Source organism: Alkalitalea saponilacus (genome assembly GCF_900168165.1).
Classification (GTDB): domain Bacteria; phylum Bacteroidota; class Bacteroidia; order Bacteroidales; family Marinilabiliaceae; genus Natronoflexus; species Natronoflexus saponilacus.
In genome coordinates, this window is sequence record NZ_FUYV01000022.1 from 1 (window position 1) to 12,696 (window position 12,696).

The window sequence follows — 12,696 nt, forward strand, 5'->3', positions numbered from 1 at the left end:
GAACCGCTGGCAAGTCGAGCTTTTCTTCAAGTGGCTAAAGCAACATCTAAAAGTCAAGAAATTCTGGGGAACTACTGAAAATGCTGTTCGAATTCAAATCTACGCTGCGATGTGCACTTATTGTTTGGTAGCAATCGTCCAAAAAGACATGCAACTTAACAGAAGTACATATGAGGTTTTGCAGATATTGAGTATATCTTTAACAGATAAAACTCATCTTCGAGACCTATTTGAGAGAACTAAATTTCAATATGACAAAGAACGTTTTAGACTTAATGAGCCAAATTTGTTTAATTTTTAATAACGTCCCAATTTTAATGGGACACTAGTGTTGGTTTTTAATAAAAACGACCTAAGTACATGACAAAACTTTTACGCATTGATTAAATCCGCTGGTATCCAAAGTGTTTAAGATGGCGTGCGCAATTCGAATAAGTCCATATTTAAAAAAGCTATATGCTCTTCTGCCATGTTTTTTCAGCTTTATAGGGTTTATGTTTTTATGCTTATCAATACCGACAAGATAAGCCCAGACAAATGCAATTGCTATGATTGCCATTAGCGTTGAAAGCCTATCCAAGTCTGTAAGATGAGTGTCTTCCATATTGAAACCACTTGATTTCATGGCTCGAAACATCGTTTCGATCTGCCATCTTTCCTTATAATTAATAAGAGCCTGAACTTGTTGGTTAAACGAAGTAATAATTACAAATTCTATCTTGCCAGTTTGCGAATTAAACGTTTTTATTCCAGACAAATAGACAAGGTTATCAACTAAATAAACAAGTCTTTTATAGTGCATATAACTACCTGTTTTTAGTTGATTAAAGAGCCAAAAAGCTTTCTTAATGCCTTTACCGGCTACGCGCACTTTCATGTTTTCACGAATACGAATATAAAACGGCACTTTATTTCTAATGAGATCCTCAAACCAAAGCTCACCAACAAACTCTCTATCGGCCATAAATGCTGATATTGTTGCCGTGCCAAATACATCAATGTATTCATGGATAAGCTCCTGTCTCTCACTGGCATTTGAGTTCCCTCGTTTGGGAAGCATCTTCCATAACAATGGTATAGCAACTCCATGATAACAAACACTAAGCATCAGAATATTGATGTCAGTTTTACCAAACTTCCAGTTGGTTCTGTCCAAACTCAACCTATAAGGTAGTTTGTCAGGCAACAGTGAAAATATTATCCTAGCAAGCATGTGCCGGTCAATAATAAACTCAGCAAAAAATCGCTGAATTCGTCGATGGTTTGATTCGTAAATAGCCTGACCTTCAAACCCTTGTGCAAGCTTAACAAACGAAACCGTTTGCAATTTACACATCGCGCATATTATTGATACAGCGCACTTTACGCGAGACTTGTGCCACTTAGTTGTTTCTTTAAACAACTGAATTAATTCGCTATATTTGTTATCTGCCTTGGTGTTCATGTATAGTACAAAAAGATGTGAGAATCCTCTTGTAAGATACTGAATAGCAAGGTTTTATCCCAATATTTTACTGTGTTATATTATTGATTTTCAATAATTTAACTGTTTTGTCATGTACTAAGAAAAACGACAATAGACAAATAAAGAAATGCAACCGGATGTTTTTTAGTTCAGTTGTTGCTTTTTACTCAATTTTAGAGATAATACAAGAAAATATACACCTGAAAACTATAAGGCGTGAATTCACATATAGGATATAGAATTCATGCTGTATGTTGGAGTAAAATTTGTTGTCTGGTAAAAAAATAATTCCAAAAATCTTGTATTTTTAAAAATCATTCCCTAAACTTGCAGTACAATAATGATAAAAATCATGACACAGAGTTTTCGCAATAACAATTGGTGGTGGCACATTTCATTTTCTACATCGGGAGGTGAAACAATGCCCTTATGACCATTTGCGAAACAAATGAGATAAATAGAAAAGGCTTGTCGGACTCCCGACAAGCCTTTTTGCTTTTTATGTATATCGCTTAATTGATGTTGTGTGTTTGGCATCCCCTTCAGGGAGTTGAGGGGATGGAAAATATCTCAATCAAAACAACAAATAAAATGAGTTAGTATCTCATAATGGATTATAAACAAAAGTCTTAAAACAGATCAGAATGAACATTCTCGATAAAATTGTTGCCAGGAAAAAGGAAGAGGTTGCAGCCGCTCAGGACAAAGTTTCGGTTAAGGAACTTAAGTATTACCGACATTACAATGAGCAGGTGTCGCTTTTTACTGAACACTTGTTGGCTGAGAACTCTACAGGAATTATTTCTGAGTTCAAGCGTAAATCGCCTTCAAAAGGCGATATAAATGGCAAGGCCGTTGTTGATGAAATCATTCCGGGGTATGCTGCAGCAGGTGTTTCAGGAATCTCCATACTAACCGACCACGATTTCTTTGGGGGATGCAACGAAGATCTTACCCGTGGAAGGGAATTGTGTAAGTTGCCCATCATTCGTAAAGAGTTTATCATCGATCCTTATCAGGTTTATGAGGCCAAAGCCATTGGCGCCAGTGCCATTTTGCTGATTGGTGCCATTCTGGATAAAACAGAGGCTTTGGAATTGGCTGCATTGGCCAATGCATTGGGGATGCAGGTGCTTTTCGAAATCCATGACGAAAAAGAACTGGAGCTTCTAAACAGTTACGTACAGATGGTTGGCATCAATAACCGCAACCTGAAAACTTTCAAAGTTGATTTGGAGCAGTCCATTCGTCTGGCATCGAAATTACCGAAAGAGATGATACCCATTGCCGAAAGCGGAATTGGTTCGGTAGACGATTATCTGAAGCTTAAAAATGCCGGTTTTAAAGGATTTTTAATGGGGGAATATTTTATGAAACAATCCGACCCGGCAGGAGCATGTTTGGAGTTCAGCCAAGAGGTTAAACAACGGACAATAAAATCTGTATAGTAAAATCTGCCATGAAATGGCGTGGGGTTGAGTCCCCCCTTGGGGGTTAGGGGTGGAGTGATGGCAAATTTGGATGTATATTTATAACATAAATAGCGTATGTTGATAAAAGTTTGTGGCATGAAACATGCCAAAAACATAGTCGAAGTAAGTGAGCTAAATCCCGATTTAATGGGATTTATCTTCTATCCGCCATCTCCTCGTTATGTGGTAGGAACGCTTCTGCCTGAAACCATAAAAGAGATTCCTTCAAACATCATTAAAACCGGGGTGTTCGTAAATGCCGGGAAAAAAGAGATTTTGAAGTTGACTGAACTATTTCATCTGAATGCCGTTCAGCTGCACGGAAGTGAAACGCCCCAATTGTGTAGCGAATTAAAAAATGAAGGATTAAAAGTGTTGAAGGCGTTACGTCCCGACGACAGCTTGTCTATTTTGGCTCAGGAGTATCATGATGTTTGTGATATGTTGCTGTTTGATACGCCCTCTCCACAGCATGGCGGAACAGGGCAAAAGTTCGACTGGAGTTTGCTGGAAAGCTATAATGGAAAAACACCTTTCTTTTTAAGTGGAGGGATTGGAGTTGAAGATGCAGAAACATTAAAGAACTTAGAAAATATCCATCCCATGGGGGTGGATATAAACAGTAAATTTGAAATTGAACCAGAGTTAAAGGATGTCTCCCGGTTAAAAACTTTTATCAATAAAATCAGAGGATGTGTATGAATATAGAGCAAACCAATAGGCACCCTGAAGCTTAACAATTTGAATTGTAGTGCCATGATAAAGAATACACAGCACCATAATTGAGCTGCCCTTACAGGGCGAAAACACCTTGCAATCTTACCCGGGGCGTTGCCCGGGATGAATTGTGTATGGCTTTCACCCAAATTTTAGAGAGAATTGCAAATAGATTAATGATAAGAAAGAATCACATTGAATACGAAATCCACATTTATGCGCCACAGCGTGGCAAATTATTTCAGCCCAATGGCAACACCTTGGGGTATAAAACCAACAGAATATAGTGCCCTGTAAGGGCAAAAGCATTTTATAGTCCAAATATTATACGGATTATGCAAATTCAAAAAATAACATCAATGATAGAGCCAAACAAAAAAGGATTTTACGGTGAGTACGGGGGAGCTTATATCCCCGAGATGCTCATTCCCAATATAGAAGAGTTGAGGTCAAAATATCTTGACATAATTAATTCAGAAGCTTTTCAGAAGGAGTACCACCTTCTTTTGGCTGATTATGCCGGGCGTCCATCGCCCCTGTTTAAAGCAGAGCGGTTATCCGCGAAATATAACGCCAATATATGGCTTAAGCGAGAAGACTTAAACCATACCGGTTCGCACAAGCTGAACAACACCATCGGCCAAATTTTATTGGCGCGTGAAATGGGACGCAAACGCATCATTGCTGAAACCGGTGCCGGCCAGCACGGTGTGGCTACAGCCACTGTGTGTGCGCTTATGGGCCTGGATTGTGTGGTTTACATGGGCGCAACTGATATCGAGCGTCAGGCACCAAACGTGGCACGCATGCGAATGCTGGGAGCAGAGGTTCGGCCGGCCACATCGGGCAATAAAACGCTGAAAGATGCTACTAACGAGGCTTTGCGCGATTGGATCGCCAACCCATTGGATACATTTTACCTGATTGGTTCAGTGGTAGGGCCTCATCCTTACCCCGACATGGTGGCGCGTTTGCAGGCCGTCATCAGCTCCGAAATAAAAGAGCAGCTAAAGAGTAAAATAGGAACCGAACTTCCCGATTATGTCATTGCTTGCGTTGGTGGAGGTTCCAATGCGGCAGGCAGTTTTTATCATTTTCTGGAAGATGAATCGGTGAAATTAATCGGTACTGAAGCAGCCGGGTTAGGGGTAAACAGTGGCGAAACCGCTGCCTCCATGGCGTGTGGCGACAAAGGCATCATCCATGGCAGCATGACCTACCTGATGCAAAGCGACGACGGACAGATTACCGAGCCTTACTCCATTTCGGCGGGGCTTGATTATCCGGGAATTGGTCCGCTTCATGCGTTTTTAAAGGACAGCAAACGTGCTGAATACATGCCAATAACAGACGATGAGGCACTGGAGGCCGTTATGGAATTGACCCGTTTGGAAGGAATCATCCCCGCATTGGAATCGGCTCATGCTTTGGCAGTGCTGCCAAAGCTGAAGCTGAAAACTTCCGATAATGTGGTGATAACCGTTTCGGGACGTGGCGATAAGGATATGAAAACTTATATGGAGCGCTTTGGTTTATAGGCGTAAATTTTGATAATAGAAAAATAATGAACCGTTTAAATAGACTTTTTGCTGATAAAAAAGATTTGCTGTCGGTATATTTTACAGCCGGTTTTCCCCGGCTGGAGGATACTGTACCAATTTTGAAAGCATTGGAAACTTCGGGTGTCGATTTTGTGGAAATAGGCATGCCTTTTTCCGACCCACTGGCCGATGGCCCTGTTATTCAGAAAAGCAGCACTCAGGCCTTAAACAATGGAATGAACCTAAAGGTATTGTTTCAGCAGTTGCAAAACATCCGGAACGAAGTTTCCATGCCCATAATTTTAATGGGATATCTTAACCCTGTGTTGAAATTTGGATTTGAACCATTTTTGGATAAATGTTCCGAAGTGGGTGTGGATGGCTTGATTTTGCCCGATTTGCCTTTTGAAATGTACGATGAACAGTATCGCCAACTTTTTGAAGCGCGCGATATCAGCAATACATTTCTAATCACCCCACAAACTCCACCTGAAAGAGTCAGGCTTTTGGATGAAAATACCACCGGATTTATCTATATGGTTTCATCGGCTGCTGTTACAGGTGCTAAAACCGGCTTAAATCAATTCCAGATTGAATATTTTTCGCGTATTCGTGATATGAAATTGAAATCACCCAAAATGGTTGGTTTCGGAATCAGTAATAAGGAAAGCTTTAATGAAGTGTGCAAATATGCCAATGGTGCTATTGTTGGGAGTGCATTTATTAAAATGTTAGAAAAAAGCACCGACTTAAAAAATGATATCAGCAGGTTTGTTGATGAATTGAGGGGGTGATAATATAGAGCTCGCGATTGGGATCTCAATCTTTCCAGAAACCTCCGCACCTCAATTGCTAAACTGTATCGGATTATTTAAAACTCCAGCCTTGCCATTGGCAAGGCTGGAGGAATTATTCTGTAAGAAGTAAAATCAGAGTTTGACTTGGCTTTGCGTCATTGTCTCTCTGCGTTTAATCTTCGCCTTGCTCAGCTTCATAAGCTGCCAATAGTTGTTCTTGTACTTCAGGTGGAACTTTGTCGTATTTGGCAAACTTCATGGTATAGAAAGCACGGCCTCCTGTAATAGAGCTTAATGATGTTGAGTATTTGTTCATCTCTTTTAAGGGGACTTTGGCTTTTATTACTTCAAAGCCTTTTTCGCTGCTCATGCCCTCAATGGTGGCGCGGCGCCCTTGCAAGTCACTCATTACATCTCCCATACGGTCGGCGGGGACACGAACTTCTACATCATAAACAGGTTCCAGAATTTTTGGTGCGGCCTCTTTAAATGCAGTACGGAACGCATTTCGTCCTGCCAGTTTAAAGGAGATTTCGTTGGAGTCAACGGGGTGCATTTTACCGTCGTAAACGCAGACTCTGATGTCACGGGCGTATGAACCTGTAAGTGGTCCTTCTTCCATCTTTTCCATGAGACCTTTCAGAATGGCAGGCATAAAGCGGCTATCGATGCTACCACCTACAATACAGTTGTGGAATACAAGTTTTCCGCCCCATGGAAGTTTAATTTCATCGGTGTCGCGAACATTAACTTTAAACTCCTGTCCGTTAAATTTATACATGGTTGGTACAGGCGCATTCTCGTCATATGGTTCAATAATCATATGGACTTCACCAAACTGGCCGGCTCCACCCGACTGTTTTTTATGGCGGTAATCGGCTCTTGCCTGCTTGGTGATGGTTTCTCTGTAAGGAATTTTTGGATTCTTAAATTCAATAGGCAGTTTGTCGTTGTTTTCAATGCGCCACTTCATGGTACTCAGGTGGAATTCACCCTGTCCGTAAACAATAATTTGCTTAAGTTCTTTGGAGTATTCTACGGTTATTGTTGGGTCTTCTTCGTGAATCCGGCTTAAGATTTCACCCAATTTTTCTTCATCTCCATCGTTAGCAGGCTTAATTGCCACGCGGTACTTAGGTTCAGGATATTTAATGGGTTCAAATATATAGTCACATCCTTTTATATTAAGAGTATGATTGGTTTTGGTCTCTTTAAGTTTTACCGTTGCACCAATGTCTCCTGCAACCAGTTCGCTAACTTTCTGACGGGTGCTGCCGGCTACACAATAGAGTTGAGAGAGACGCTCTTTTGCTTCGCGGTTCACATTGATGAGATCCATTCCTTCGGTGATTTTCCCGGACATAACTTTGAAGTAACTGACCTCGCCCAGGTGAGGTTCAATGCTGGTTTTAAAGACAAATATAGATGCGGGGCCATTAACATCGGGAGTGACTTCCGCTCCGCTTGTAGTTAGAGCTTTAGGCATTTCATCAACAAATGGAACTATGTTTCCAAGGAATTCCATTAATCTTCGTACGCCCATGTCTTTTGCAGCAGATACACAGAATATGGGGAACAAATCGCGGGCAATCATCCCTTTTTTCATGCCCTGGCGCATCTCATCCTCGTTAAGCGTTCCTTGGTCAAAGAAAAGTTCCATTAGGTTTTCATCGTTCTCAGCTGCCGCCTCAACCAGTGCATTGTGTAGTTCTTCTGCTTTCTCTTTTTCACTATCAGGAATTTCAGATATCTCAGGTTTTCCACCATCTGGTCCCCATTTGTAATATTTCATTTTTAATACATCTACCATGGCATCATAGCCGGGGCCAATGTTTACAGGGTATTGTACGATGATGGCTTTTTTTCCGAAAGATTCATGAAGGCTTTCAACCGTTGATTCATAATTGGCCTTTTCATGGTCCAATTGATTGACAACAAAAATTACAGGCTTGTTGTAATTGTCAGTGTATCGAAACAAGTTCTGGGTGCCAACTTCAACGCCCTGCGTTGAGTTGATAACCATCAAAGCCGTGTCGGTAACATTTAGAGAAGTTATGGCTCCATTTATGAAATCATCTGATCCCGGACAGTCGATGATGTTCAGCTTTTTTTCCAGCCATTCGGTGAACAGAACGGACGAAAAAACCGAGTAGCCGTATTCATGCTCTACCCGGTTGTAATCCGAAACAGTATTCTTGCTATTTACATCGCCTCTCCGGCTTATGACCCCGCCCTCGTATAGCATCGCTTCTGCAAGGGTGGTTTTACCCGAGCCGCTGCTTCCCAGCAGCGATATGTTTTTTATTTGATTGGTTTGATACACCTTCATGGTAAATGTATTTAAAAAGGTTAATAAATTGTGAGTTCTAAAAAAGGAATAAATAAGGGTACGACTTCAAAATTAATAATATTTGGTTAAGATGCAAGGTTTCACCCCTTAAACTTGATTGGCAAAAATTGACTTTTTTTGGGTTTTTAATTTGAGGTAATTATTTAAGGAGAACTTGAATTTATGCAATGTTATTGTTAAATTACATATTGAATAACAATTAATCCCATAATCATGGAGCTATCCGGAAAAGTAGTGAGGTTAAAAATTATAGTGGGGGAGAGTGATCAGGTTTATCAGCGTCCCCTATATGAAGCCATAGTTTATGCTGCAAAGAAATATAAGTTGTCTGGAGCTACAGTTACCAGAGGTATCATGAATTACGGTTCCGGGAGTTTGGGACTTAGTATCAAGGTCTTTTCACTGGCAACGGATGCATCTATGATTATTGAAATGGTGGATCACCGGGAGAGATTGACCGACTTTGCTCAGATTGTCAGCCGATTAATGGAAAAAGCAGATGCCGGAGGAATTATTACACTTGAAGAAGTGGAAGTGTTGTATCATTGTTGAATCAGTTTATTATCTTTGCTGCAAAACAAGCAGATTTTGAAACCAGAATATTTCATAGCCGGTAAAATTCAATCAGGAGGCGTTTCAGGAAGAAAACTCGCGGGGCCTGTTCTAAAGGTGGCTGTTGGAGGCATCATACTGGGTATGGTGGTGATGATTCTGTCAATCGCCATTGGAACTGGATTTAAGCGGGAAATACGTGAGAAAATTGTCGGTTTTGGAAGTCATATTCAAGTTGTCAACTACGATTTTAACTTAAGCTACGAAGCCAATCCCATCCGTTTTAATCAGGAACTGTATACGGCCATCAAAGAATTGGATGGAGTGAAGAATGTTCAGAGATTTGCTGTTAAGCCCGGATTGCTAAAATCAGAGGAGGAGATGCAGGGGGCGGTTTTGAAGGGCATTGGGGATGATTACGATACTGATTTTCTGGAATCTATCTTACAACTGGGGGAATTGCCAGATTTTGCCGGAGAATCCCCGGCAAATGAAATAATAATATCAGCTACCCTTGCTAACATATTGAACTTGCAATTGGGGCAAGATGTCTTTATGTATTTTTTCCAGGAACAAATTAGAGCGCGCCGATATACCATTGTGGGAATTTACGACAGTAATCTCCCCGATTTGGATAAGATGTTTGTGGTGGCAGATTTGAGGCATATTCAAAGATTAAACAATTGGGATGCTGACCAGATAGCCGGTTATGAGGTGCTTTTGAACGATTTTGATAAGCTGGATGAACTTTGGTATGAGATATACGACCTGACTGCCTCTTACATTTCTCCGGAAGGGGCTATGTTAAGAGCTCAGTCAATCAGGCAAACACAACCTCAAATTTTCAGCTGGCTCGATCTGTTGGATATGAACATCGCGGTAATCATCGTTTTGATTCTCCTTGTGGCAGGGTTTAATATGATTACAGGACTCCTGATTTTGATTCTGGAGAGAACCAATATGATAGGTATTCTGAAAGCCATTGGAATGAGTGACTGGCCTTTGAGAAAAATCTTTCTGTCTTTAGCCGTCCGTATTGCCATACGAGGGTTGGTTTGGGGAAATCTGGTCGGGATTGGGTTGGCGATGATTCAAATGAGGTTTGGCCTTGTAAGTTTGGATCCTGCCAGTTACTTCCTTGATACGGTGCCTATTCACATTGATTTGTCGCATATTCTCCTGCTGAATGCCGGAGCAATTCTGGCGATTTTTTTAATGATGATCGGACCATCATATGTAGCTACACGTATTACTCCTGTCAAAGCCATTCATTTCGACTAAATGATAAACGTTTTCGAACACTAACTGTTCGAAAACGAACGGTTTCGTTTTCGCATTTACTTCCGGTGTATCTGCTTCAAAAAAATGATGTTGATTAAAGTATAGAATTTCAATATGATACTGGATTTGTGTCGATTTTTATTCCGAAAAATAAATTGTGGCATGCTTTTTATAATATAAGTAATAGGTTTAGGTTAGTAATAGGATAAAAAAATGTAGAGTCATTTCTTCAAACGTGAAGAAATGGCTCTTCATTTTTATTGTAGTTTGGCTCTTTTTTTTAATTTTACCGTGTTATGAGGATGGTTTAAACAACCTTGCTGATAGCTTGTTCTGTTTTTACAAGAGATGATTTTATGCAAGATTGGAGAGAAATAATTAAACAAGCGTTGGAAAAGCCATTACCCGGATTAGTGGCTCATGAATTTATGGCACCATCAGTTAGGTTTACCGGAACCAAAGAGCCTGACCGAAAAGTAGCACGTCTCAGCAGTGTTCTGATTCTGCTCTATCCATCTTCAAAAGGGTTATCCATACCATTTATTCAACGACCAGAATATGTAGGCGTACATGGCGGCCAGATCAGTTTGCCCGGTGGGAAGTGTGAGCCAACCGATGCCTGTTACTACGACACTGCTCTTAGAGAAACCCATGAGGAACTAGGAATTGACCCTGATACCGTTACTTTACTGGGAGAGTTATCATCTCTTTATATCCCGAACAGCAACTACATTGTATATCCACAAGTTGGTTCACTTGATGGCGAGCCGGAATTTCGGCCCAATCAGTTTGAAGTGAAGGAGGTTTTTGATGTTCCACTGAATGTTTTCCTCGAACCGGTAAATAGAACATTAATAAAGAATATTAACGGGCATCGTTTGGAGGCGCCTTTCTTTGACGTTGAAGGGCGTCAGATTTGGGGTGCAACAGCAATGATCATGAGTGAATTTGCTGTTGCATTAAAAAAATATGCTTCAGATTGGGTCAGCGAAGTACGTTCTTGTAATGCTCGTACCGCTCAAGAATCTCCCTGACATAATGGTATGGTTCTTCACCACGACAATAACCGAACTGAACCACCGGGTCGTTATAGTATTTAGGGTTAGATTTGTTTAATACATAATAGTCAACATTGTCGTACCAGATAATTGGGGATCTCCCATACTTCTCAGCCAATCGCATGCCATCCAATACATGCCCGATGCCTACGTTGTACGATGCCAGAACAAACTTCAGACGCTCTTCCGGATCTTCAATTCTCAATGACATTCTTTCGTCAAGCCATTGCAGTAGTTGCATTCCACCTCTAATGTTCTCGCGTGGCGATGTAATGGCATGAACTCCAAACCTCTCTGCTGTTTGTGGCATCAGTTGCATTAATCCCATAGCTCCTGCCCAACTTTCAGCGTCGGGAATAAATCTCGATTCCTGGTAGATTATTGATGCTATCAGTCGCCAGTCCCAATCAAAGCGTTCACTTTCCGCACGAATAATATCATCGTATACAGACACCTGTCCTCCTTTTATAGAATGGAATCCTGAGTTTACAATATGTCCAGATCGGCGGTTTTCAAAATATTTTCTGTGAATTCGCTGGTATCTGGCTGTTTTCTTGAACCCTACCATCCAATTGTTAACTGCATTGAGCAACTCAGGTGAATTCCGGTTTACCGCCCATGCCTGTTTTTGTGGAAAACTGATGGCTGTTTCGATGTCAATGTTGGGGTAAAAATTTAGATTCACTCTGGCCAGATTTTCATCTGACACCGTGTATTCTATTTCACCTTCGGCCACTAGTTCAATTAATTGTTCCACCTCGTAATCGGGTATTTCTACAATATGAATGCTGTCTCCAATTTCGTTGGAAAGGCTTCGCAAACGTTGCACAAATGCAGAGCCTTTTTGAACATATATGGTTTTTCCGCCCAGATCCAACTGATTTCGGATTAATTCATTGTGAATGCGTTCGCTGCTCCCGGATCTTTCGGAGCTGTATGCCTGTTGAACCAATACCTGTCTGCTGTAGCTGTGAGGTTCTGTAAATGCTACTTTTTGTTCACCTTCGCGGGTAACGGCAAGGTTACTTGCGATTAAGTCAAGTTCTCCATTTGCAAGTCTGTCAATGTTCTCCTGAAGATTATTGTTTACTGAAACTTCCAGTCGGAGGTTCATGAAATTGGCAAACTCTTGCAATAGTTCAAACTGGTAACCCATAGGTTGACCCTTATAAACGAAATAGTTGGTGGAGTTGTAATTGGTTACGACACGGATTTGTCCGGATTCCCGTATTTGTTGTAAATCGGGAATGTTTTTTGCGGAAACGTAGCTGCTTTCCTTTTTGGGGCTGGAACTGCCGCATCCTGCTGTAATAATTGCAATAAGTAAAATCAGTAAAAGTTGCCTCATCTGTCGCTATTAAGTTCAACATGCAATGGCTAACCTATACTATGAAACAACGATGGAAAGCCATGAATTCTGCATTTTATGCAGGATTCCTAAAATGCTCTATCAAAAAGCAGAC

Annotated in this window: 11 protein-coding genes; 8 read left to right on the forward strand and 3 right to left on the reverse strand. The window is 40.9% G+C overall.

The features are described 5' to 3' along the window. A partial coding sequence (locus B5X70_RS15295; RefSeq protein ID WP_143255088.1) for a transposase occupies positions 1 to 301 on the forward strand: 301 nt, incomplete at its 5' end. A 51-nt stretch (positions 302 to 352) separates the two neighbouring features. Here the strand turns inward: B5X70_RS15295 and B5X70_RS15300 are convergent. Further along, positions 353 to 1,336, reverse strand: a complete 984-nt coding sequence (locus B5X70_RS15300) for an IS4 family transposase (protein ID WP_157666471.1) — start codon at positions 1,334 to 1,336, stop codon at positions 353 to 355. A 773-nt stretch (positions 1,337 to 2,109) separates the two neighbouring features. Here B5X70_RS15300 and trpC point away from each other — a divergent pair. From trpC to trpA, 4 genes are all read left to right on the forward strand, one after another. Then, on the forward strand, positions 2,110 to 2,913 hold the full coding sequence (gene trpC / locus B5X70_RS15305; RefSeq protein WP_079558784.1) for an indole-3-glycerol phosphate synthase TrpC: 804 nt from the start codon (positions 2,110 to 2,112) through the stop codon (positions 2,911 to 2,913). Between the two features lie 120 nt (positions 2,914 to 3,033). Continuing rightward, positions 3,034 to 3,639, forward strand: coding sequence for a phosphoribosylanthranilate isomerase (locus B5X70_RS15310; protein WP_157666470.1), 606 nt, complete (start codon positions 3,034 to 3,036; stop codon positions 3,637 to 3,639). Positions 3,640 to 4,013: 374 nt separating this feature from the next. Further along, the gene (trpB, locus tag B5X70_RS15315; protein ID WP_232468399.1) at positions 4,014 to 5,192 is read left to right on the forward strand and encodes a tryptophan synthase subunit beta; all 1,179 of its coding nucleotides are present in this window, start codon (positions 4,014 to 4,016) and stop codon (positions 5,190 to 5,192) included. Positions 5,193 to 5,218: 26 nt separating this feature from the next. Further along, entirely contained in the window at positions 5,219 to 5,989 is a 771-nt protein-coding gene (gene trpA / locus B5X70_RS15320) for a tryptophan synthase subunit alpha (protein WP_079558787.1), read from the forward strand. A 175-nt stretch (positions 5,990 to 6,164) separates the two neighbouring features. On the opposite strand, the gene B5X70_RS15325 is transcribed toward trpA, so the two are convergent. Continuing rightward, entirely contained in the window at positions 6,165 to 8,321 is a 2,157-nt protein-coding gene (locus tag B5X70_RS15325) for an elongation factor G (protein WP_079558788.1), read from the reverse strand. A gap of 234 nt (positions 8,322 to 8,555) precedes the next feature. On the opposite strand from B5X70_RS15325, the gene B5X70_RS15330 reads away from it, so the two are divergent. The 3 genes from B5X70_RS15330 to B5X70_RS15340 all read left to right on the forward strand — a co-directional run bounded on the left by B5X70_RS15330 (position 8,556) and on the right by B5X70_RS15340 (position 11,209). Next, a complete protein-coding gene (locus B5X70_RS15330; RefSeq protein ID WP_079558789.1) occupies positions 8,556 to 8,894 on the forward strand; it encodes a DUF190 domain-containing protein in 339 nt (112 codons plus the stop codon). Between the two features lie 36 nt (positions 8,895 to 8,930). Further along, complete coding sequence (locus B5X70_RS15335; protein WP_079558826.1) at positions 8,931 to 10,175, forward strand: ABC transporter permease; 1,245 nt, start codon at positions 8,931 to 8,933, stop codon at positions 10,173 to 10,175. A 356-nt stretch (positions 10,176 to 10,531) separates the two neighbouring features. Beyond that, a complete protein-coding gene (locus B5X70_RS15340) occupies positions 10,532 to 11,209 on the forward strand; it encodes an NUDIX hydrolase (protein WP_079558790.1) in 678 nt (225 codons plus the stop codon). Here the strand turns inward: B5X70_RS15340 and B5X70_RS15345 are convergent. Beyond that, on the reverse strand, positions 11,160 to 12,581 hold the full coding sequence (locus B5X70_RS15345; RefSeq protein WP_079558791.1) for an MltF family protein: 1,422 nt from the start codon (positions 12,579 to 12,581) through the stop codon (positions 11,160 to 11,162). The two genes, B5X70_RS15340 and B5X70_RS15345, sit on opposite strands and share 50 nt — an antisense overlap. Between the last annotated feature and the right edge of the window lie 115 nt (positions 12,582 to 12,696).